3 protein-coding genes are annotated in these 25,505 nt (G+C 73.0%); all 3 read right to left on the bottom strand.

Annotated elements, in window-relative coordinates; all coding sequences use genetic code 11:
- Positions 1-8: 8 nt before the first annotated feature.
- The 3 genes from G7043_RS27110 to G7043_RS27100 are packed head-to-tail and all read right to left on the bottom strand — an operon-like array spanning position 9 to position 25,501.
- Entirely contained in the window at positions 9-10,730 is a 10,722-nt protein-coding gene (locus tag G7043_RS27110; RefSeq protein ID WP_166050148.1) for a non-ribosomal peptide synthetase, read from the bottom strand.
- Positions 10,727-19,918: a non-ribosomal peptide synthetase gene (locus G7043_RS27105; protein WP_166050146.1), complete on the bottom strand. Its 9,192-nt coding sequence runs from the start codon at positions 19,916-19,918 to the stop codon at positions 10,727-10,729. Before G7043_RS27105 ends, G7043_RS27110 begins: the two co-directional genes overlap by 4 nt.
- Before the next feature lie 24 nt (positions 19,919-19,942).
- Positions 19,943-25,501 (bottom strand): non-ribosomal peptide synthetase, encoded by a 5,559-nt coding sequence (locus G7043_RS27100; RefSeq protein WP_166050144.1) that lies wholly within the window; start codon positions 25,499-25,501, stop codon positions 19,943-19,945.
- Positions 25,502-25,505 lie beyond the last annotated feature (4 nt).

Here is a 25,505-nt window from a genome sequence, read left to right as displayed (position 1 = left end):
CGTCCTTCTCACGTCAGAATCTCGCCCAGCACGCGGGCGTTCGGTTCGGCGGGTGCGCCGGTCATCATCTCGGCGTGCCGGCCGAAACCGGCGACGACGGTCAGCTCCGGCGTCAACCGCCGCCAGCCCGCCAGCGCGTGTTCGTCGAGTGCGGACTGCTCCGCGCGCACCAGGGTGATCGGCGCGGCGACGGTTCCCTTGTGCACCAGCGAGTTCCAGTACTCGGTGTAGTCGGCGCGCTTGGTGGCGGCCCGTTCTTGCAGGTGCGGGTCGGACAACACGCGTTGCAGCACGGGGTCGAGCAGCGCGAGCCCTTCCACCATGTCCGCGCGGATGCGGTCAGCGAGAGCGGCATGCTGGTCCGAACCGGGCTCCGTGCACGGCATCGAGTCGAACAGCACGATCCGGTCCACACCGCGGCCGCGGCTTTCGAGCTCACGTGCCACCTCGAACGCCAGGTTGCCGCCCGCCGAGTAGCCGCCGAGCACCAGCGGGCCGTTCGCGTGGCGTTCCACGAGATCGGCGTAGTGGGCGACCCGGTGGTCGTCCTCGACGAAGTCGAACGCGTGCACCGCGCGGCCGGGCAGGGACTCGGCGAGTCCGAGGTAGACGGTGCCCCAGCCGGCGATCGGCGGGAACAGGAACACCGGCGGGTCGCCCGGCCGGCCGAGCAGGTGGTGCACCCGCACCGCCGAGACGCCCGACGCGCGCACCTGCTCGACCCGCTGGGCGATCCCGCGCACCGTCGGGTCCGCGAACACGTCCGCCACGGGCAGTTCGATGCCCGTCCGCGCCTGCAACAGCACGAGCAACGCGACCACGCGCAGCGAATGTCCGCCGAGGTCGAAGAAGTCCGCCGCGGCGTCCGAGGTGTCCGCGCCCAGCACCTCGGCGAAGATCTCCGCCACGAGTCGTTCGGTGTCCGAGGACAACGGAGTCCGGGCCGGCGCCACCGTCCACTCGGCCTCCGGCAGCGCCTTGCGGTCGATCTTCCCGTTGCGGGTCAACGGAAGGCGGTCGAGCCGCAGCACCACGTCCGGCACCATGTACCCCGGCACCGACTTCGCCACCCGGTCGAGCACGTCCTGCTCGTCGAACGCGTGCGCGGGCTCGGCGACGACGTACGCGACCAGCCGTTCCGGCCGGCCCGCCGCCCGTTGCACCAGCACCACGGCGGCCGTGACGCTCGGGTCCTCGCTCAGCGCCGCCTCGATCTCGCCGAGCTCGACCCGGTGCCCGCGCAGCTTCACCTGGGAGTCCGCGCGCCCCAGGAACTCCAGCGTGCCGTCCGGCAGCCACCGCCCCAGGTCACCGGTGCGGTAGAGCCGGCCGCCCTCGAACGGGTCGTCGGCGAACGCCGCCGCGGTCCGTTCGGGGTCGTTGACGTATCCACGGCCGACACACGGGCCCGCCACGCAGATCTCGCCCTGCACACCGGTCGGCACGAGCGCGGCCGGACCGAGCGGGATCGTCCGGTCGACCACGTAGATGCGCGCGTTGCGGATCGGGTGGCCGAGCGGCACCGAACCCTCGCCCAGGCGCGGGTCGACGGTGAGGTGCGTGATGTCGTCCGAGGCCTCCGTCGGGCCGTAGGCGTTGACCAGCGCGATGCCGGGATACGCGGCCAGCCAGCGCGCGGCGAGCGGGCGCGGCAGGGCCTCGCCGGTGGACACCAGCGTGCGCAGGTGCGGCAGCCGCCGGGATTCGCGTTCGAGGAGGTCGAGCATCACCTCCAGCATCGACGGCACGACTTCGAGCACGGTCGCCTCGGCGGCCTCGCGCAGCAGCACGCGGGGATCGGTCATCGCCTCGTCGCTCACGACGACCGTGCGGCCGCCCGCGACGAGCGCGCCGAGGCACTGCCACACGACGATGTCGAAGCTCGGGCCGGCGTTCTGGACGAGCGCGGTGCTCGCGTCCAGGCAGAGGTCCTCGACCTTGGCGAGCATGTGGTTGAGCATGCCGCGCTGCTCGACCATCGCGCCCTTGGGCCGGCCGGTGGAGCCGGAGGTGAACAGGACGTACGCGAGGTCGTCCTGACTCACCGGCGCTGCGGCGGTGGCCGGGCCGGTCGTGTCGAGCGGCACGATCCTTCCGTCGAACCGGGTGGCCAGCGCGTCGCTGAGCAGTCCTGGCTGGGCCAGCACCACCTCGCACCCGGCGTCGGTGAGCATGCCCAGCTGTCGTTCGTCCGGCTGGCCGGGATCGAGCAGCACGAACGCGCCGCCCGCCCGCCACACGCCGAGCATCGCGGTGATCATCGCGGGCCCGCGCGGCGCCAGGACGCCCACGAGTTGCTCCCGTCGCAGACCGGTGAGCAGCCCCGCCACGGCTGCCGCGTCCGCGACCAGTTCGCCGTAGCTCAGCGACCTGCCGGACGCAACGACCGCGGTCCTGCCGGGATCGGCCGCCGCGACGGCCTCGATCCGGGACAGCACGGTGTCCTGCGGGGGCAACTCGGCCGTGCGGGAGCCGAGCCCGGCGACGAGCGCGGCGCGTTCCTCGGGCCCCAGCACGTCGAGGTCGGCGAGCAGGCGTTCCGGCGTGGTGAGACCGGCCAGCACGGTGAGGAACCGGCGGACGAGCGCTTCCACGGTCTCCCGGCGGAACAACCGGACGGCGAAGTCCAGGCGGCACTCGATCACCTCACCCTCCGGCCGGGCCTTCAGCTCCAGGTCGAACAACGACCGCCCGGTCTCGACCTCCGGCTGCCGCACCGTCACCCCGGGCAGGTCCGCGTCGGCGAGGTCCATGTTCTGGAAGGCGAACATCACGTCGTAGAGCGGGTTGCGGCTCGGATCGCGGACGACACCGAGCCGTTCGACCAGGTCGGCGGACGGGTAGTCCTGGTGCCGCAACGAGTCCGCAACCGTGGCGCGGACCTGGCCGAGCAGGTCCGCGACCGTCGCGCCCGGCTCGACGTGCGCCCGCAGCGGCAGCGCGTTGAGGAACGGACCGGTGATCGTCTCGGTACCGGGCACCGTGCGGCCCGCGAACGGCGTGCCGACGACGAGGTCGGTCTGCCCGCTGTGCCGCCACAACGTCACGTAGAGCCCGGCCAGCATCGTCGCGAACAGCGTGGTGTCCGCCGCCTGGCTCGCCCGGCGCAGGCCCGTGAAGACCTCGGCGGGCACGGTGAAGCGGACGCTGTCGCCCTCGGCGCTCTGCACGGGAGGACGTGGGTGGTCGGTGGGCAGGTCGAGCGGCTGGGGCAGGTCGGCGAACCGGGTCAGCCAGTAGTCCTGCGAGTCCGCGAGCCTGCGCGCGTACCGCTCGGACCGCTCCAGCGCCGCCCAGTCCCGGAACTGCCGGACCGGCGGGAGCTCCTCACCCGCGTACAGCCGCGCGAACTCGCCGACCAGCAGCCCGATGGACGTGCCGTCCGCGACGATGTGGTGGATGTCCACGAGCAGGTACGAGCTGCGCGACCCGTGCACGAGGACCATGCGCGCCAGCGGTCCGGTTTCGAGGTCGAACGGCCGCACGAACCGCGCGAAGATCTCCTGCGGTGCCAGGTCCTCCGCCACTTCGGCCAGGTCGGTGCGCACGTCGTCGTGGACCACCTGCAGGAGTTCGGTGCCGTCCAGCCGGAACGAGGTCCGCAACGCCTCGTGGCGCGTGACGAGTCCGCGCAACGCCGTGCGCACCCGTTCCACGTCCAGATCGCCGGTGAGCTCCATCAGGTGGGGCAGGTTGTACTGGGTGCCGCCCGGATCCATCCGTTGCAGCACGAAGAACCTGCGTTGCGCGGAGGTGGACGGGACGATCTGGCCACCGGGGGCCATGGGCAGGACCAGCGCGTCGCCCTGGGACATCGGTGCCGACGCGAGGCCTGCCGGGGTCGGTTGTTCGAACAGCTGCTGCAACCGCAGATCGGTGCCCAGCGCCCGGTTCAGGTGCGCGAGCAGCGTCACGGCCTGCAACGAGTTGCCGCCGAGCGCGAAGAAGCTGTCGTGCACGCCGACCTCGTCGACGCCGAGCACCCGTCCGAACGCCGCCGCGGCGGTGGCCTCGGTGGCGGTGCGGGGCGCGACGTACGGCTCGCCTGACCCGGCCGTCGCCGCGGCGCGCCGGTAGGCGGTGATCAGGTCCTCCGGCGCGACGTGGCGCAGTGGCACGTGGTGAGCGCGGTGCACGAGCCGGTCGACGTCCGGTTGGCCGTCCTGCCAACGAGGTGTGTCGCGCGGCGCGGCGGTGGGTCGTTCCGAAGCCGGTGGTGCGGCGACGAACGCGGGCACGTCGCCCCGCAGCCCCAGCGGACCGGGGTCACCGGGCCCGCGCACGAGCTCGGCCGAGCCGTGGCCGACCGCGGCGAAGAACCGTTCGGCCGCCGTGCCGTCGATTTGGTGCACCACAACGGATCCGTGCTCTTCGGCCGGGCCTTCGACGAACTCGACCAGCCCAACGCCGGCCACCGAGAAGAACTGGACCAACCGTCCGCCGAACAGCACGGCGGGCACGGCCTCGCCGACCGCGTCGAGCGAGATCTCCGCCGCACGCAGCGACTCCACCGCTTCCTGGATCGAGGTGACCCGGTAGCACAGGTGGTAAGGCCGTTCCCCGGCGCGATCGAGCAGTCCCGCCGTCGGGGAATCCGCGCCGTCGGGCGCCACCAGTTCGACGCGCGGGCTTCCCGGCCGTTCGAACATCGCGAGTGATGACCGCTGGATCGGGTCGTGTGCCGCGGCTGTCTCGCGGAAACCGGCGGCGGTGAGCGCCGCGCGAGCGTCGGACAGCGATCGGACCGCCACGCCGACGTGGTCCAGTCCGAAGTGGACGGTTCGTGGTTTGCTGAAGCTCAGCGCCACGTACCTGGGCTGTTCCGGCAGCGCGGACACCGGGATCTCCCAGCGGGTCCCGCCTGACGGGCGCCAGCCGTAGTCGTCGAGGAACGCCCTCGCCGGTTGGTTGCGCTCGGTCGCGGTGTGGTCGGCGGTGACCCGGTCGAGCCCGTGCTCACGGCACAGCGCCGCAACGCCCGCCAGGACCGCCTCCTCGACGGTGCGGCCCAGGACGCGGCAGCTCAGCAGGACGTTGTCGAGGTGCAGCGTGCGATCCGTGACGGTGCTGAGCACGACGCCGGTCAGACCGTGGTCGCCGAACCTGTCGCGCACCCGCAGCACGTGCGCGACCCGTCCGTCCAGTTCGGACGTCGTCAGCCGCAGGCCGCTCAGGTTGAACTGGTTGGTGCGCTGGGTGAGCTGGGCCACGCGCTCCAGCTCGTCCGGTGTGGCCTCGGTGAACGACGCCCGCAGGCCGAGCCCGTCCAGGAAGTCCGTCAGCGACGGCGCGGCGCTCAGGTCGTCCTGGCGCCGGAGCTCGGCCCGGTACCGCTCGGCGCGCTGCCGGTCCTCGTCGGTGACCTGGTGCGTGTCGAACGCCCAGACGTGGTCGAGGAAACGGGCGTCGGCGGGCAGCCGGAACGTGAGCACCTCCGGCAGCGCGGCCACCATCGCGGCGCACTCGGCGGCGCTGTCGTCGAGGAACACGACGCTGTCGAGGCCGAGCCCGAGCTTCGCCACGACCTCGCCGAGGTTCTCGTGCTTGGGCCGCCAGTTCGCCCGGATCTCGGTGAAGTGCTCCTCCCTCATCACCATTCCGGGGTTGCGCGTGAACACCTCCCGCACGTCCTGCTCGGTGTTCTTGCTCAGCAGGACGAGCACCAAGCCGTCCGTCCGCTTGCGCAGCAACAACTCCTGCAGCGCCCGCGCCGGCTCGTCCACCTCCACGCCCAACGGCCCGTCCTCGCCGACGACGCCGCGCCAGAGCGTGTCGTCGGCGTCCACGGCGATGACCTTGAACGGTGCGCGCACGGTGCCCAGCACCCGCCGGGCGACCTCGGTGCCCGCCACCGCGAAGAAGTCCTCGGTGTAGGGAACCGCGCCCAGCGCGAACGCCTCCGGGTCGTCCCAGTCCGTCACGCCGAACCGGTCGAGCGCCGCTTCGAGGTCGATCACGGTCACCGGCAGGCCGGCGAGATCGCGGCGCCAGCGCCGGGCGATGTCGAGCTCCGACGGCAGGACTCCCACCAGCCGGGGGCCCGCCGTGGTGGACCGCAGCGCGGCGAGCAGCTCGGTGTACGAGCGCTCCTCGGCCGGCCAGTCCTCGAACCGCACCAGCAGCAGGGCGGGTCCGGGATGGGTGTGCCAGCCGCTCTCGGGATCGAGCAGTTCCTGGAACACCTGCCCGAACGCGCCGTGCCGGACCTGGCCTCGATGACCGAACTGTTCGCACCACCACAGGTAGGGCGCGCTGATCGGGTCCGCGGTGAACGACGAGACCACGAGCAGGTCGAGCCGCCGGGCCGCGTCGATCCTGGCCCGTTCGGCGGGGGAGAGCGGTGCGAGGGACGTGAGCGGCGCGTCGGGGTCGGCCGTGGCGGCGGCACAGAGCGCGAGCAGGTGCTCGACGAACCGGCGCACCGTGTCCGGTTCGAGCAGCGCCGCGTTCGCCTCCGCCTGCACGCTGAGGCTGCCGTCCGGTTCGGGGAACACGTCGAGCTTCAGGTCGAGCTTGCTGGTGCCGTGCTCCACCGGCAGCGCCTCGTACCCGGCGGTGTTCGCGACGCGGCCGCGGTCCTCCTGGAAGATCAGCATGGTGTCGAACAGCGGGTTGTGCCCGTGCTGACGGCCCGCGAGTGCGACGATCTCCTCGAACGGCAGGTCCTGGTGGTCGTAGTCGGCCAGCGCGAGGTCGCGGGTGCGGCCGAGCAGCGTCCGGAACGTGTCGCCGGGCGCGAGAGACACGCGCAACGGCAGGAAGTTCGCGAACATGCCGACCACGCGGTCGACGTCGGGATGCGTGCGGCCCGCCACCAGCGAGCCGATGACGACCTCCGGCTGGCCCGCGTACCGCGACAGCGCGGCCGCGTACGCCGCCAGCAGCGCGATGTTGAGCGTCGCCCCCTCGTCGCGGGACAGCGCCACGAGAGCCGCGGCGGTCTCGGACTCGACGGTGAAGGTGCTGGTGAAGCCCGCGAACGTGCGGGTCGCCGGACGGTCGTGGTCGTACGGGAACGTCAGCGCGGGCAGGTTCTCGACCCGCGCGGCCCAGTGCTCGCGCAGGGCCGGGGTCCTGGCGGGTGCCGCCAGTCGTTGCCAATGCGTGAAGTCCCGGTACCGGATCCCGGGCTCGGGCAGCTCGGTGCCCTCGAGCAGCGCCAGGAACTCCTCGACCAGCACCTGCACCGACGCGCCGTCCGCCGCGATGTGGTGCACGTCGAGGAACAGGACGCCACCGGTGGGCGTGGCGAACCAGTGCGCGCGCAGCAGCGTGTCCCCGGCGAGGTCGAACGGCCGGATCTGCTCGGGCAGGTTCGGTTCTCCGTCCACTGCGGACGTCGTGAACCCGACCTCGGCGTGCGGCCGGATCCGTTGCCGCACCTCGCCGTCGACGAGGTGGAAGGTCGTGCGCAACGACTCGTGCCGGTCGACCAGCCGCTGCAGCGCGTCGCGCAGAGCCGCCGGGGCCACCGGCTTCGTGACGCGCAACGCCATCGGCATGTTGTAGCTCGTGGCCTCCCGCGCCGACTCCTGGATCAGGTAGACGCGCCGCTGCGCGGGGGAAGCGGGCAGGTCGGTGTCGGACACCGGGTTGATCGGCGCGAGCGTCGACGGTTCGGCGGCCTCGACAGCGCGGGCCATCGCCGCCAGCACCGGGTTGGCGAACAGCTCGCGCAACGGCAGTGCCCTGCCCAGGTCGCGTTCGATCCGCGACGCGAGCGCCGTAGCGCTGAGCGAGGTGCCGCCGCGGCCGAAGAAGTCGTCACCCCGGCTGATGACCTGGTCACCGAGCACGTCCCGCCACAGCGCGGCGAGCGCGATCTCGGTCGGCCCGGCGGGAGGTTCGCTGTCCGATGTGGACGCTTCCGGTTCCGGCAACGCCCTGCGGTCGACCTTGCCGTGCGAGGTCAGCGGCAACGCGTCGTGCACGGCGAAACCACCCGGCACCATGTACGCGGGCAACCGGCCCGCGACGTGCGCGGCCAGCTGCTCGCCGGTCACGTCCTCCCGCACCACGACGTGCGCGCCGAGCCGGTGGTCGCCGGCGCCCACGGGGTAGGCGATCACGACGCACTGGCTGACCGCGGGATGCGCCGCCAGCACCGCCTCGACCTCGCCGGTCTCGACCCGGTTGCCGCGCACCTTGACCTGGCCGTCGATCCGCCCGACGAACGCCAGCGTGCCGTCCGGCCGGCGCGCCACGTAGTCGCCCGTGCGGTACATGCGGGCACCGGGTTCCAGTGCGAACGGGTCGGGCACGAACTGTTCCGCGGTGGCGGCCGGTGCCCCGAGGTAGCCGAGGCTGACCCCGGCGCCGCCGACGCACAGCTCGCCGGTCGCGCCGTCGGGGACCAGGCGGAAGTGGTCGTCCACGACGTAGGTGCGGTAGCCCGGCCAGGGGAAGCCGATCGGGATCTCACCCTGGGACGGGGCTGCCTCGGCACCAGGTGCCGCACCCTCCGCCGCCACGGTGAAGGTCGTCGTCGTGACGGTGGCCTCGGTGGGCCCGTAGGTGTTGACCAGCGCCACGCGCGAGGTGGCCGCGCCGGACTCCCAGTGCCGCACCAGCACGGCGTTGACCCGCTGACCGGACAGCGTCACCATCCGCACCGACCGCGCCGGGCCGGTGCCGGCCGCGCGCAGCTCCTCGTACCAGCCTTCCCAGTACGCCGTCGGCAGCGGCAGCACGGTGATCCGGTGCCGCGCCACGAACCTGTCGAAGCCGGTGAACGAGTCGATCGCGTCCGGCGTGCGGGCGACGACGGTCGCGCCACAGGCGAGGGCGGGGAAGACCTCCTCGATCGTGGCGTCGAAACCGGGGGAGGCGACGTGCAGCACGCGATCCGCTGACGACAGCCCGAAGACCTCGACGGTCGCGAGGTTGTGGTTCACGACGCCGCGGTGCGTCACCGCGATGCCCTTGGGCACGCCGGTCGAGCCCGACGTGAACACGACGTAGGCGAGATCGTCGGGGTGCACCTCGACGGCCGGGGCGTGCGTCGGCTGGTCGTCGGTGAGCACGACGCCGTCGATCGTGAGAACGCTCTCGGCGACGCGGGTCATCGTCGCGATCCGGTCGGCCGGGTAGGCGGGGTCGACCGGGACGAAGGCGCCGCCCGCCTTGAGCACCGCCAGCATCGTGATGACCAGCGGTGCGCCGTGCGGCAGGACGACCGCGACCCGCTGGCCGCGTTGCAGCCCGGACGCGAGGAGGTGGTGCGCGAGCTGGTTGGCGCGGCGGTCGACGGTGGCGTAGGAGAGCTCGGTGCCGTCCGCGTCGACCAGTGCGATGGCGTCGGGAGTGCGGGCCGCGCTCGCCTCGACCAGGCCGTGCACGGTGGTGGAGGGGCGGTCGCGCACCGGACCGGCGCCCGCGGCGAGGAGCCGTTGCTGCTCGGCCGCGGGGAGGTCGTGGTCGAGCACGGCCGCCGGGTCGGTGAGCATCGCGGTGAGCGTGTGGACCACGTCGTCGGCGATCGCCGTGGCCTGGGCGGTGTTCCACCGCGCCAGGCGGTGCTCCAGGTAGCCCTGCACCGCGCCGTCGCGTTCGTACAGGTAGAGGCTCAGGTCGAGCTTGGCTTCCGTTTTGGGCAACGGGATCGGCGTGACGGTGAGGCCGTCGGAGGTGATCGGCTCGTACGGGTAGTTCTGCAGCGCGAACAGCGCCTGGAACAACGGGCGGTTGTGCCCGCCGACCGCACCGGCGATCTCCGACAGCGACACGTCCTGGTGGTCGAGCGCGCCCAGCACCGCGGTCCGGCACGCCGCCCACAGCGCGGTGCCGGTCTCGGCGACGGGCACGGAGATCGGCAGCGTGTTGGCGAAGTAGCCGATCAGCGCCTCGTACTCGGGTGCCTGCCGGCCCGCGACCGGCATGCCGATGACCGGCCGCGCGGCACCGGTCCGCCGGGACACCACCACGGCGAACGCGGCCAGCAGCACCACGTACGGCGTGACACCGTGTGCGGCGCACGCGGCGTGCAGTGCCTCGGTCAACGCCGGAGCCAGCCGAACCGGCACGGTGCCGCCCTTTGGCGACTCGTCGGCAGAGCGCTCGGGGAGCGCGTGGAGTTCAGCGCGCCAGTAGGCGAGTTGTTCCTCCACTGTGGACTGTGGTGTTCCCCGGCGGACGCGCACCACGTCGCTCCAGTGTGCGCGCATCGGCTCGGGAGGCGGGATCGGCGCACCGGTGCGCCGCAGGTAGGCCGCGGTCAGCTCGGTGATCAGCAGCGACATCGACCAGCCGTCGGCGATGATGTGGTGCGTCGACAGGACCAGCACGTGCGCCTGGCCGTCCGGCACGACGTGGAGGCGCAGCAGCGGTCCGGTGGCGAGGTCGAACGGCCGCGTGACCGCGTGTGTCACCGCCGAGTCCACTGTGGAGTCGAGGACGGTGACCTCGGGGAGCAGCTCCTCGTGCGTCAGCGTGTACGCCACACCGTCCTCGGCGTGGAAGGTCGTGCGCAACGTCTCGTGCCGTGCGGAGACCTCGGCGGCCGCGTGCCGCAGGGCGGCGACGTCGAGCGGCCCTTCGATCCGGACGGCCTCGCAGATGCTGAACGCGGTGCTGTGCGGGTCGAGCTGCTGGTGCACCCACAGGCGTTCCTGCGCGGGCAGGAGCTCGCCCCGGCCGAGACGCGGCCCCTCGGTCAGCGGCTTCGCGCCGCCGCGCAGGCGCTTGGCGAGCAGACGGCGGCGTGCCTCAGCGGCGTTCGTGGTGTCGCTCATCGGGTTTTTTCTTCCTCGTCCAGCATCGCCAGCACCTCGTCGTCGGTGAGATCGTCGAGTTCGGCCATCAGCCGTTCCTCGACCAGGACGGCGACGGCCGCGACCGTGGTGGCGTCGTAGAAGTCGGCGAAGTCGAAGGTGACCTGGAAGTCGCGCCGGATCCGGGCGAGCACCTGGGCCGCGGCCAGCGAATGCCCGCCCACCGCGAAGAACTCGTCCTCCACCCCGAACTCGCGCCCAGGCAGCACGTCCCGCCAGATCGCGAGCACCGCGTGTTCGGCGTCGGTGCGCGGGGCGACCGGGGCCACGTGGACCTGCCGTGCCGCGAGCGCGGCGGCGTCGAGCTTCCCGTTGGCGGTGAGCGGGAACCGGTCCCACCACTCGACCCGGCCGGGCACCAGGTGCTCGGGCAGCTCGGCACGGCACCAGTCGAGCAGTTTCTGCTCCTCACCGGTCAGGTGGGCGACGAGCACATCGCCGTCGGCGAGCACGTGCGCGGCCGTGACGCAGGGATGCCGCAGCAGCCTCGACTCCAGCTCGCCCGGCTCGATCCGGTGCCCGCGCACCTTCAGCTGCCGGTCGGCACGTCCCTCGGGCACCACGGTGCCGTCGGGCCGGTACCGGCCGAGGTCGCCGGTGCGGTACTCGCCGTCGCCGAACCGCGCCGCGGTGAGCTCGGGATCGCCGAGGTAGCCGAGCGCGAGGTACGGCGTGCGCACGACGATCTCGCCGATCTCGCCCACCCCCGCCCGCCGCTCGCCCACGCGCACCAGCAGCTCCGCGCCGCCCACGCCGCGACCGATCGGGACGGTCGCGCCGGGGTGGGAGCGGGCGGCGTCGAGGTCGACGTCCTGGGCCGCGACGGCCTGCGGGGTCTCCGTCGCGCCGTAGAAGTTCACGCACCGCACATCGGGCGCCCGCGCGGCGAGGTCGGCGCAGGTCTGGCCGGTCAGGGGTTCGCCGCCGAAGAACGCCCAGCGCAGCTCGGGCAGCGGCCGCGCTGCCGCACCCGCGAACAACCGCGCCAGCGACGGCGTCAGATGAACCGCCGTGACCGCGTTGTCCGCGAGCCACGCGGCCAGCGCGTCCGGGTCGCGCACGACCGGCGCGGCCGGGATCCGCAGCTGGCCGCCGCACCACAGCGGAGTGAAGAGGTCACGCAGGAACGGGTCGTGGCTGGGGCCGGACAGGGCCGCGAACCTGTCGTCGGGGCCGAACCCGTGCCGGGACGTGTGCCACTCCAGGAAGTGGGCCAGCGGCCGCTCGCTCGTGGCCACGGCCCTGGGTTCGCCGCTCGTGCCCGAGGTGTGCACCAGGTAGGCCGTCGCGTCCGGATCACGGGTGACTCGTGGCGTCGATCCCGCGGTCTGCACCGCCAGGACGCCGCCAGAGGCCTCCTCGGGTTCCGGCACGACGACCACCTGGCATCCCGCTGCCGCGCACCGGCGCTGCCGCTCGGCCTCGGGGTGGTCCGGGTCGAGCACCAGGAACGTCGCTCCGGCGTGCATCGCGCCGAGCACGGCGGCCGGCAGCAGCGCGTGCCGCTTTCCTTGCACCGCAACGACATCGCCTGGCTTGACGCCGTGGGCGACCAAGGCCGCGGCGGTGCCCTCCACGGCGGCGCGCAGCTCGCGGTGAGTCACCCGGCGCGAGCCGTCGTCGACCGCCACGGCGTCCGGCGTGTGCGTGGCCCAGTGGTCCAACCGGTCCAGCAGGCCGCCGTTCCACTCGGCGGCCGGCTGCGGTGACAGGTCGGGCAGTGCCGCGTCGAGAGCCGTGCGGGCGGGCAGCGCGCCGACAGGCGAGGACGGCGCGGCCACCGCCTCGGCCAGCAGCGCGGTCAGCCGGTCGAGCAGGTCCGCGATCCGGCCCTCGTCGTACAGCGCGGTGTTGTAGACCGCCGTCAGCGCGATGCCCTGCTCTCCCCGGTCCCGCACGTACAGGCTGACGTCGAACTTCGCGCCGAGCGACAGCAGGTGCTCGCCGTAGGGCCGCACCGCCAGGTCGCCGGGCAGCGCGGCCAGCGGGTCGTCGGGGTCGAGCATGTTGAACAGCACCTGGAAGACCGGGCTGAGTGCGTGGTCGCGGCCGGGCAGTTCGGCGACGATCCGCTCGAACGGCAGGTCCTGATGGGTGAACGCGTCGAGCACGGTGCCGCGCACGGCGCCGACCAGCTCGGTGAAGGAACCGCCGGGTGACACGACGGCGCGCAGCGGCAGGGTGTTGATGAAGCAGCCGACCGTGTGCTCGACCGCAGGGTGGGCGCGGCCGTCGACCGGGCTGCCGACCACCACGTCGGTGCTGCCGGAGAGGCGGGCCAGCACCGCCTGGAAACCGGCCAGCAGCACCATGAACAGCGTCGCGTCGTGGTCCCTCGCGAGCGAGCGCAGGCCGGTTGCGAGCGATGTCGGGACCGTGGTCGCGACCAGTGCGCCCTGGTAGGTCTGCGCGGCGGTACGCGGGCGGTCCGGCGGCAGCGTCACGGCCGCGGGCAGGTCGGCCAGCGCGGTGCGCCAGTGCGCGAGGTGCCGGTCTTCGTCCATTGTGGACTTCTGCCACCTGGTCCAGTCCGCGTACCGCGCGGACGGGGGGAGCGGCGGCAGCCCGGCGTAGTGGCGGAACACGTCCGAGATCAGGATCTGCACCGAACCGCCGTCGGCCGCCAGGTGGTGGACCGTCGCGAACAGCACCCAGTCCTCGGCGCCGAGCCGGGCGAGCGCCGCGCGCAGCACGGGGCCGGTCGTGAGGTCGAAGACGTGCGTCGACTCCTGTTCGGCGAGCCGGGGCAGGTCGGCCTCGGTGACGTCGTGCACCGCGACCTCGATCGGATGCGGCGGGAACACCTGCGAGTACGGCATGCCGTCCTCGTCGCCGTAACCGGTGCGCAGCACGTCGTGGGTCGCGACGACCGCGTTGATCGCCCGTTCCAGCCGCGCGGGGTCGAGCGGACCGGAGATGCGGTACGCGGCCGCCATGTTCAGCACGTGGGTGCCGGGCACCCGCTGCTCGAAGTACCAGAGCCGTGCCTGCGCGGGCGAGAGCGGTTCGCGGCCGCCGGCCGGGGTGGCGGGCAGCGGGTCCGCGGTCACGGCCGGCGCGGCGCGCAGCAGCGCGGCGAAGTCCTCCGCCACCGGTGCACCGAAGATCATCCGCAGCGGCACGTCCCTGCCGAGAGCCTCGCGCAACCGGGCCTGGACCCGCACGGCGACCAAAGAATGACCGCCGAGGTCGAAGAAGTCGTCGGTGACCCCGACGTCCGCGACACCGAGCACGTCGGCCCACACCCGCACGACGGTGCGTTCGAGGTCGTCGCGCGGCTCGACCCGCACCCGCTCCGGTGCCGCACCCCACTCCGGTGCGGGCAGCGCGGCCCGGTCGATCTTGCCGTTGGCGTTGAGCGGCAACGACTCCAGCACGACCACCTGCGCGGGCGCGAGCTGCGTGCCGACCGCCGCGGCGACGTGCTCGCGCAGTTCGGAGGGCGTGCCCGTGCCGGTGACGTAGGCAACGAGCACGGTGTCGCCCCGCGCGTCGGTCACCGCCGTCACCACGCACTCGCGGACCCCGTCGTGCGTGGTCAGCACCGACTCGATCTCACCGAGCTCCACGCGGTGGCCGCGGATCTTGACCTGGTGGTCGACCCGGCCGAGGAACTCGAGCAGGCCGTCCTGCCGCAACCGGACCAGGTCACCGGTGCGGTAGAGCCGGGCACCCGGCACGTCCGAGAACGGGTCGGGCACGAACCGCGCCGCGGTGAGCGCGGCGTCGCCGAGATAACCGCGCCCCACGCCGATCCCGCCCGCGTACAGCTCGCCGGGCACCCCGGCCGGCACCGGCCGCAGCGCCGCGTCGAGCACGTGCAGCCGCATGTTCGGCACCGGCCTGCCGATCGGCACCGTCTCGGGCGCGCTGGTCAGCACCGCGTGCGTGATGTCGTCGGAGCACTCGGTCGGGCCGTAGGCGTTCACGATCGGCACGCCGGGCTGTCGGTCGAGCCAGTCCCGCACGAGCGCGGGCGGCAGCGCCTCACCGGTCACGACCAGCCAGCGCAGCTCCGGAGCCTCGGGCAACCGCGGCAGGTCGAGCGCGGCACGCAGCATCGACGGCACCGTCTCCAGGACGGTCGCGGCGTGCTCGCGGGCCGCACCCCACAGCGGTGCGGGGTCACGGGCCTCGTCGTCGGTCACCACGACGACCCGGCCGCCCACCACCAACGGAGTGAGGAACTGCCACACCGAGATGTCGAAGCACACGGACGCGTTCTGCACGATCGTGTCGACGCTGGTGAAGCCGAGGTCGTGGACCTTGGCCCACAGGTGGTTGACCATGCCCTTCTGCTCGACCATCGCGCCCTTCGGCACGCCGGTCGAGCCGGACGTGAAGATCACGTACGCGAGGTCGTCGGGGTGGCACGCCCACTGCTCGCGCGGCAGCGGTTCTCCGCCGATCTCGGCCAGGTCCGCGTGCGGGAGCTCCTGCGCCAGGTCCGCGAGCACACCGGCGGTCGCCTGGTCGTGCAGCAGGAGCCGGGCCCGGCTCCCGGTGAGGATCCTGGTGAGCCGGGCGGCGGGGTAACGCGGGTCGAGCGGCACGTACGCCGCGCCGATCAGGAAGAGACCGATCACGGCCGTGAGAAACCCGGTACCGCGTTCGAGCAGCAACGCCACCCGCTCGCCCTGCCGCACCCCGCGGTCACGGGCCCCCGCGGCGAACCGGGAGGCGGCGGCCAGCAGTTCGGCGTAGGTGAGGGAGCCGCCGGCGTCGGTCACCGCGATCGCGTCCGGCGTGCGCCGCACCTGGTCCGCGAACAGCTCCGCGAACGCCCGGTCGGTCGGGAACGGCACGACGGTGGTACCGGGAACGCCGCGCAGCAGCTCCTGTTCGCTCTCGCCGAGGACCGGCAGGTCGGTGATCGTCGTGTCCGGCGCGGTGAGCGCGCCTCGCAGCACCGTCTCGTAGCGCTCGGCGAACCTGGCCGCCGTCGCGCGGTCGAACAGGCCCGCGTCGTACTCCATCCGCAGCCGGTGCCCGTCCGCGCGCGGTTCCAGCAGGACGGTGAGGTCGAACCGCGCGGTGCCGGAGTGCACCGGTAGTTCCTCGATCTCCAGCCCCGGCAGGCCCTCGCTCGGCAGCGGCGTGTTCTGCAGGCCGAACAGCACCCCGAACAGCGGCGTGCGGCTCTGGTCGCGGCCCGCCTGCTCGACGAGCCGCTCGAACGGTACGTCCTGGTGGTCGAACGCGTCGAGCGCGTGCCGGCGCACCACCGCAACCAGTTCGGCGAACGACCACGCGGGGTCGATCTCCGCGCGCAGCGGCAGCATGTTGATGAAGCAGCCGACCAGGTTCTCGGTGCTCGCGTGGGTGCGGCCCGCGACCGGGGTGCCGACGACCAGGTCCTGCTGGCCGGTGTGGCGGTGCAGGAACGCGTAGAACGCCGCGAGCGCGGTGATGAACGGCGTGGCGCCGACCTCGCGGGAGAACGCGTCGAGCCGGTCGGAGAGCTCGGCGTCCCAGGTGTGGAGCAGCTCTCCGCCGGGGCGCGGGCCGGTGCCGCGCGGCCGGTCGGAGGGCAGGTCGAGCACCGGCAGCGGGCCGCGCAGCCGGTCCGCCCAGTACGCGAACTGGCCGTCGAGGTCGCCGCGGTCCATCCGCCGGTGCTGGCGGCGGGCGTGGTCGCCGTAGGTGGAGGTGAGCTCGGGCAGGTTCGGTGTCTCGTGGGCCCGCTGGGCCCGGTACAGCTCGGCGAGGTCGCGCAGCAGCACGCCGACCGACCAGCCGTCCGAGATGATGTGGTGCATCGTCACCAGCAGGACGTGGTCCTGGCCCGTGCACAGGAGTTCGAGTCGCACCAGCGGTGCTTCGGCGAGGTCGAACGGCGTGGCGGCCTGGGCCAGGGCGCGCTGCTCGACCTCGGCCGGGGCGACGTCCACGACGGGCAGGTCGAGCGTGTCGAGGTCGGTGACGACGACGCGGGCGGTGCCGTCGGCCGCGGTCGGGAAAGCGGTGCGCAGGGCCTCGTGCCGCCGGACGAGTCCGGTGGCCGCCGCGCGCAACGCCTCGACGTCCAGCTCGCCGCGCAGGACGAAGGCGGCGGGCACGTTGTAGAGCGGACTGCCCGGCTCCAGCCGGTCGAGGAACCACAACCGGCGCTGGGCGAACGACAACCGGTCGGCCGGCTCGTCCGCCTCGGGTTCGGCGGCGTCCGCGGACTCGCGGTCCACGACGGCCGCGAGCTCCGCCGGCGTGGTCGCCTCGAACAGCGTGCGCATCGGCAGCGTGACGCCGCACCGGTCGCGCAACCTGGCGACGACCCGGCTGGCCGCGAGCGAATGCCCGCCCAGCGCGAAGAAGTCGTCGTCGCGGCCGATCACCTCGACGTCCAGCACCTCGCGCCACACGTCCGCGATCACGGTCTCGGTGCCTGCCAGGGGAGCGACGTGCGGGCGGTGTTCGCTCGCCGGTTCCGGCAGGGCCGCGCGATCGACCTTTCCGTTGGCCGTCAACGGGATCTCTGGCACGGCGACGAGCAGCGGCACCATGTGCGCGGGCAGCGCGGTGGTGAGCGTCGCGGTCAGCTCCCGCAGGTCGGCACCCGTCACCACGTACCCCACGAGGACCTTGCCCGCAGCCTGCTCACGTGCCACGACCGCAGCACCGTGGACCTCGGGCAGCCCGCGCAACGCGGCCTCGACCTCGGCGGGCTCGACCCGATGACCGCGGATCTTGACCTGCTCGTCGGCCCGGCCCAGGTACTCCAGCCTGCCGTCGGGCAGGTACCGCACCAGGTCGCCGGTGCGGTACATCCGTGCGCCCGTGCACGGGTCCGTCACGAACGACTCCGCCGTCAGCTCCGGCTGCCCGAGATAGCCCTGGGCGACACCGGCCCCGCTGATGCACAGCTCACCGGGCACGCCGACGGGGACCCGTTCGAGCCGTTCGTCCAGCACCCGCAGCGTCGTCCCGTTGATCGGCACACCGATCGGCATGGTCGGCCGGTCGCCGATGCCGGCCACGTCGCCGTCGACGCAGCAGCCGACGGTCGCCTCGGTGGGCCCGTACTCGTTGACCACCCTGACGTGCGGTGCGATCGCCAGGAACCGGCGCACGAGTGCCGCGGACAGCGCCTCCCCGCCGACGACGAAGCAGGCGCGCGACTGGGCGAGTGCGTTGTCCGGCAACAGGTCGCAGAGCGCGTCGAGGTGTGCGGGCGTGAGCTTCACGAGCGTGGCCGCGCCGGTGCCGAGCAGCGCGGCGAGGCCGTCGAGCGAGTCGTCCTCGCTGACGACGTGCACCGTGCCGCCGGTGGTGAGCGGTACCCAGAGGCTCGTCACCGTGAGGTCGAAGCCGACGGTCGTGTGCAGCGGCGCGACCGGTGGTCCGTCCACTGTGTACTCGGTGGCGGCGAACCGGAGGTAGTTGGCCAGGTTGCCGTGGGTGACCGCCACGCCCTTGGGACGGCCGGTCGACCCCGAGGTGTAGAGCACGTAGGCGAGATCGGAGTCCTGGACGGGTGCGGGTTCCCCGGTGCCGGTCGCGTTCGCCACCTCGTCGGGTCCGAGCACGAGCGCGGGTTGTGCGTCCGCCACGATCGCCGCGCGCCGCGCCGGGGGCAGGCTCGGGTCGAGCGGCAGGTACGCGCATCCGTTGCGCCACACCGCGAGCAGCGCCGCCACCAGGTCCGCGGACCGAGGCAGCGACACCCCGACCAGCCCACCGCGGGGCAGCACGCCGCTGATCCGTTCCGCCTCGGCCGCGAGCGCGCCGTAGGTGACGACGCGGGTTCCGTCGACCACCGCCACGTCGTCCGGGTGCGCGGCGGCGTGCTCGGCGAACATCGCATGGGCGAGCTTGCCCGGCCGCACGTCCGGACCCCGCGACCACTCGTCGAGCAGCGCCTGCTCGGCACCGGTCACCGCGTGGATCTCGCCCAGGGTGGTCGCGGTGTCCGCGGCACACACCGCGAGCACGCGATCCAGCAGCGTCTGCGCGGTCGACCGGTCGAACAGCTCCGCGCTGTACTCGAGTGCCAGCTCGAGGGCGTCCGGCGTCTCCCGGACGAACAGCGTCAGCTCGTACTTCGCCGTCGTCTGCGGGATCTCGAACCGTGAGCCGGTGAGACCGGGCGAGAGGGTGAAGGTGTCCGGGGCGTTGTCCATGGCGATCATCGCCTGCACCAGCGGGCCGCCCAGCGCCCTCGCCAGTTCGCCGTACGGGACGTCGTCGTTGGCCAGCGCCGTGGTGGTGCGGTCGCGGACCTGGGTGAGCAGGTCGGCGAACGTGCGGTCGCGGTCCCATTCGGTGCGCACCACCAGCGTGTTCGCCAGGAACCCGACCACGTCCTGCGTGCCGGCGTGCTCGCGGTACGCGCTGGGCACACCGAGCCGAACCTCGCGCCGGCCCGAGCTGTGCGCGAGCACCGAGGCGAACGCGGCGTGCACCGCCATGAACAGCGTGGCGCCGTGCTTCGCCGCGGCCGCGCGCAACTTCGCCGGGTCGAGCACCGCGTCCACCCGGTCCGCGACGAACGTCGGGTTGGCCGGGCGCGGGCGGTCCGTCGGCAGGCTCAGCACGACGTCGTCGCCGGCCAGCTCCCGCCGCCAGTGGTCCAGCTGCTTCTCCCCGGTCCCGCTCGCGAGGAGATCGCGGTGCCACAGCGCGAAGTCCGCGTACTGCAACCCGACGGCCGGCAACGGGTCACCGAGCCCGTAGCGCTGCGCGGTGTAGAGCGCCGCCAGTTCGCGCACCATGATCCCGGACGACCAGCCGTCGGTGACGATGTGGTGCATCAGCAGCGAGAGCACGTGATCGTCGTCGCCGAGCCGGTACAGCCGGGGCAGCACCAGCGGCCCCGCCTCCAGGTCGAACGGCCGGGCCGCCTGCTCCACACAGGCCGTCAGGCACGACGAGGGGTCGTCGCCGAGGTCGACCACTTCCAGCCCCGCCAGCCCGCGCGGGTGCACGACCTGGCACACCTCGCCGTTCTCGGTGGTGAACGTCGTCCGCAGAATCTCGTGCCGCGCCACGAGCGCGTCGAACGCCCGCGCGAGCACTTCGGCGTCCAGCGGCCCGCGCAGCCGCACCGCCGCCGGCACGTGGTAGGCCGTCGACGCGGGGTCGAGCTGGGCGAGCAGCCACAACCCGACCTGCGCCGGCGACGCGGGCATGACGTAGACCTGGTCCTGGGTCATTCGTTCGATCCGATCCGTGGCGGGTCAGCGGGACGCGGGACGTGCGTACGCGTCGCGCGGGACGGCGGCCGGTCCGGCCGGAACAGTTGGTGCGGGCGTGCTCGCCTGGTCGATGCACTTGGCGACGGCGCGGGCGGTGGGGTCGGTGAAGAGGTCGTTGAGGGGGAGTTCGACGCCGTAGGTGTCGCGGATGCGGGTGAGCAGTTTGATGGCGACGAGTGAGTGGCCGCCGATTTCGAAGAAGTTGTCGTCCGGCTGCACTTCTGGTCGTCCGAGCAGTTCGGCGAACAGTGCGCAGATCTGGCTGGAGGTGTCGGGTTCCGGTGTGGTGGCCTGGTCGATGCACTTGGCCACGGCGCGGGCGGTGGGGTCGGTGAAGAGGTCGTTGAGGGGGAGTTCGACGCCGTAGGTGTCGCGGATGCGGGTCAGCAGTTTGATCGCGACGAGTGAGTGGCCGCCGATTTCGAAGAAGTTGTCGTCCGGCTGCACTTCTGGTCGTCCGAGCAGTTCGGCGAACAGTGCGCAGATCTGGCTGGAGGTGTCGGGTTCCGGTGTGGTGGCCTGGTCGATGCACTTGGCCACCGCGCGGGCGGTGGGGTCGGTGAACAGATCGTTGAGCGGAAGTTCGACGCCGTAGGTGTCACGGATGCGGGTCAGCAGTTTGATCGCGACGAGTGAGTGGCCGCCGATTTCGAAGAAGTTGTCGTCCGGCAGCACCTCCGCCCGCCCCAGCAGCTCCGCGAACAACGCGCAGATCTCCGCCGTCGTGTCACCGGCGGCCGGCGCCACGACCGCCTCGGACGGACGGGGCAGTGCCGCCCGGTCCAGCTTGCGGTTCGGGTTCTTCGGCAGCTCCGGCAACCGGACCAGCACAGCGGGCACCATGTACTCCGGCAGCCGTGCCGCGAGGTGGGCGGACAGCTCGGCTGGGTCGGGGGAGCCCGCGTAGTAGGCGGCCAGGCGCTTCTCGCCAACGGAGTCGTCGGCCACGACCACCGCTTCCACGACGCCGGGGTGCTCGACCAGCGCCGCCTCGACGTCGCCGAGTTCGATGCGGAACCCGCGGATCTTCACCTGGAAGTCGAGCCTGCCCAGGAAGTCGACCGAGCCGTCCGGCAGCCAGCGCGCCTTGTCTCCGGTGGCGTACAGGCGGCTGCCCGGTACGCCGCTGAACGGGTCGGGCCGGAACCTGTCCGCGGTCAGGCCCGCGCGGTTCAGGTAGCCGTGGCCGAGGCCGTCGCCGCCGATGTGCAGCTCGCCCGGCACTCCGATGGGCACCGGCCGCATGAGCGGGTCGAGGATGTGCACCTGCGTGTTGGAGATCGGGCCGCCGATCGGCAACCGCGCCACGTCCTGGCCGACCTCCGGCAGGGCCTGGACCGTCGCGAACGTGGCGGACTCGGTCGGGCCGTACCCGTTGGACAGCAGCGGGCCGCCCAGCTCCGACACCGCCCGCGCGATCTTCGGGTCCATCGTGTCGCCGCCGACCAGCAGCTGCTTGGCCGCGGCGAACGTGCCGGCGTCGTAGGCCGCTACCTGGGTGAAGAGCGGCGTCGCGAAGACCACCGTGTGGATGCCGCCCGACCGCAGAGCCTCGGCGAGCGCGGGCGGGGACAGCACGGTGTCCTTGTCGAAGCCGACGAGGTGACCGCCGTTGAGCAGCGAGCCCCACACCTCCAGCGTCGCCGCGTCGAACGCCGCGTTGGAGATCTGCGCGACCCGGTCGCCGGGCGCGATGGTCATGTAGTTCGTGTCCCGCACCAGTCGCACGACGTTGCGGTGCGCGATGCAGATGCCCTTCGGCGTACCGGACGACCCGGACGTGTACATCACGTACAGCAGGCTGTCGGCGACCGGACGGTCCCAATCGATGTCGTCCGTGGCGGACGGGGTGAGGAAGTCCCGCACCTCGACGACCGGCAGATCGGCGTCCACAGTGGACTTGCCGGTCGCGAGCAGCAGCGCGGGCGCCGACTCGGCGACGATCTGCCGCAACCGGTGCGGCGGGTGGGCCGGGTCGAGCGGGACGTAGGCGCCACCGGCCTTCGCTACGGCGAGCATCGCGACGATCACGGTCGGGTCGCGGTCGGTGCACAGGCCGACCGGCGTCCCCGCGCCGACGCCGAGGGAGCGCAACCGGCGGGCCAGCGCGGTGGAGACCTGGTCCAGTTCGCGGTAGCTGTAGGAAAGAGCGCCGTAGGTGAGCGCCGGCGCGTCCGGCCGGGCCGCCACCTGGTCGGCGAACAGGTCCACCACGGACTTCGTGCGCGGATAGGGGGTCGCGGTGGCGTTCCACCCCGCGATCAGCCGCAGTTCCTGTTCGCTGACCGGCGTGATCTCGCCGAGCGGCCGCGTCGCGTCGCGGGCCACCTCCGCCGCCAGCAGCGCGTAGTTCGCGCCGAACCGGTCGATGGTGCCGCGGTCGAACAGGTCGGTGCTGTAGTTCAGCACCACCTCGATCTCGTCGCCGTCCTCGGCGACCACCATCGTCAGGTCGACCTCGGCGGTGTGGCGGGTCAGTTCGACGGACTCACCGCGCAGCTCGCCGAGCCGCACCGGCACGCCGGCGCGGCCGCTGGTGAGCACCCCGAGCGTGGAGTCGGGGAGGTGCGACCTGGTCTGGCTGAACATGACCTGGAACCCCGGCGCCCGGGACGCCTCCCGCGCGAGCTCCAGCTCCTCGACCAGCTGCGGGAACGGCATGTCCTGGTGCGCCAGCGCGGCGCCGACCGCCTTGCCCGCCGAGCGCACGTGCTCGGCCGCGGTGCGCGCCTCGTCGATGCGGGCGCGCACCGGCACCGGGTTCACGAAGTAGCCGACCACCCGGTGGAAGTCGGGATCGGTCCGGCCCGCGGCGGGGACGCCCACCAGGAAGTCGCGCTCCCCGGTGTAGCGGTGCACGAGCGCCTGGAAGACGCTGAGCAGCACCACGAACAACGTGGTGTCGTGCTCGGCCGCCAACCCGCGCAACGCGGTGGTCAGCTCGCGGTCCAGGCGCGTGGTGACCGAGTGGCCCCGGTGCCCGCGGGTGGCGGGCCGCGGCCGGTCCGCCGGCAGCTCCAGCACGGGTTCGACGCCGTCGAGGACGGACCGCCAGTGCTCGCGCAGCTCGGCACCGCGCGGTGACGCGAGCAGTTCGTGCTGCCGGCGCGCCACCTCGACGGGACCCGCGGCGGGTGCGGGCGGCAGCGGGGCACCGGAGTAGAGCTGACCGAGCTCCTCGGCGAGCACCGCGATGGACCACATGTCGACGGCGATGTGGTGCACCACCAACGCGAGCACGTCCCCGCCGGGGCGGCGGAACAGCACCGCCCGCAGCACGCGGCCCTCCGCCAGCGCGAACTCGCCGGTCGTCTCCCGCTCCAGCCGCGCGGCGAAGGCGTCCTCGTCGAGCGCCGCGGCGTCCTCGACGGTGAACGCGACCTCCTGGTGCGCCAGCACCTCCTGCCGCGGTTCGTCGCTGCCGCGCACCGCCGTGCGCAGCGCTGGGTGCCGGTCGACCAACGACTGGAACGCGCGCCGCAGCGCCTCGGCGTCCACTTCGGACTCGAACCGGATGGCCGCGTAGACGTGCTGGGTCGCGGTGCCGGGGTTGAGCTGTTCGAGCAGCCACAACGCCTTCTGGTTGGCGGTCATCGGTTGCGGCCCGGCCGCGACCGGCGTGACCGAGGCGGTCCGGCCCGCCGGGGCGTCCAGCGGCAACGAGTCGATCGTGGCGCCGTCGAGCAACGTCCGCGGCTCGATCCGCACGCCGAGCGCGTCGGTGATCGCGGCGGACAGTTCGGTGGCGCTCAACGAGTCGAGTCCCTGTGCGACCAGCGGCACCGCCGGGTCGGCCGGGCGCCCGAGCCGGGCCGCCGCGAGCCGCAGCACGACCTCCCGTGCCGTGTCGGCCCTGTCCTCCTCGCTCACCGCGGCCAGGTCACCCGCGCCGGCGGCGTCCCAGCGGTGCACCGGCTGCAGGGAGCCGTCGGCGAACATCTCCCGCGTCCGCGACCGCTGCACCTTGCCGCTGCTGGTCGTGGGGATCTTGCCGGGCCGGACGAACACGATCGTCGCGGGCGTCACGCCGTGCTCGCGGGCCATCGCCGCGCACACGGCGACCACGATCTCGGCGTTCTCCTCCGCGCGGTGCGCCGTCGCCGACTCCAGCACGAGGCACACCTCCTCGCGCTCGCCCAGGCCGAACGCCGCCGCACCCCGGCGCAGCGCCGGGTGCGCGTCCAGGGCACAGCGCTCCAGGTCCTGCGGGTAGTGGTTGCGGCCGCGCACCACGATCAGGTCCTTCGCGCGGCCGGTGACGTGCAGCAGGCCGTCGAAGACGAACCCGAGGTCGCCGGTGCGCAGCCAGGCGCGGTCGTCGCCGGGCAGGCTGGCGCCGAAGACGTCGTCGTCCTCGCGGCCCCAGTAGCCGGACGCGACGTTCTCACCCGCCACCCAGATCTCGCCCACCGCGCCGTCCTGGCACGCGGTACCGGTCTCGGTGTTCACCACCACCGTCGTGACGCCGTCGACCACCGGCCCGCACGACACGATCGGCCGTCCGGCGGGATCCGGCACGACGTGCTCGCCGGGCACGAGGGAGGACGCCGCGAACGTGGTGACCGGCGCGGCCCGGTGGCCGGAGACCATCAGCGTCGCCTCGGCCAGCCCGTAGCACGGCAGGAACGCCTCGCGGCGGAAGCCGTAGGGCGCCATCCGTTCGGCGAACCTCTCGAGCGTCGCCGCACGCACCGGTTCCGCGCCGTTGAACGCGATCTCCCAGCTCGACAGGTCGAGCCCCGCCAGATCGGCGTCGGTGAGGCGGTCGGCGCACAGGTCGTAGGCGAAGTTCGGGCCACCGCTGACGGTCGCGCGCTGCTCCGAGATCAGCCGCAGCCACCGCAGCGGGTTGCTGATGAACGACACCGGCGCGAACAGCGTGGCCGTGGCACCCGCGTGGATCGGCTGCAGGATGCCGCCGATGAGACCCATGTCGTGGTAGGGCGGCAGCCAGCTGACCGCGCGCGTGTCCTCGGTCGCGCCGAACCGCTCGCCGATCTGGAGCGAGTTCGCGAGCAGGTTGCGGTGGCTCACGACAACACCGCGCGGGGTCGCCGTCGAGCCCGAGGTGTACTGCAGGAACGCCACGGTGTCCGGCGTGATCGGGGGCCGCCGCCACTCGCCGGGTGCGGGCAGGTCCCCGTCGACCGAGAGCACGGGAACGTCCACATCGGACACCTCGCCGCGCGCGATGACGGCCGCCGGTGCGGCGTCGGCCACCAGCGCGCGGTGCCGTGCGACGTGCCGTCCGGTGCCCGACGGGTACAGCGGAACCGCGATCACGCCCGCGTAGAGGCACCCGAGGAACGCCACCACGTAGTCGAGGCTCGGCGGCAGCTGCAGCAGCACCCGGTCGCCGGGCGCGCACCGCTGCGCGAGCAGTGCCGCCACCGAACGGGCTCGGTCGTGCAGTTGCGAGTAGGTCAGCGCGGACTGGCCCGCACCGTCGTCGAACCTCAGTGCCACCCGGGACGACCCGGCGGCGCGGTCGGTGAGCACGTCGACGAACGTCGGCGCGGTGCGGACGGAGGTGAGCAGCATGGGC

It is taken from the genome of Lentzea alba, from assembly GCF_011067745.1.
GTDB classification, from domain to species: domain Bacteria; phylum Actinomycetota; class Actinomycetes; order Mycobacteriales; family Pseudonocardiaceae; genus Lentzea; species Lentzea alba.
The sequence above is the reverse complement of the archived record's forward strand: the minus strand, read 5'-3'. Positions and strand labels throughout refer to the sequence as shown.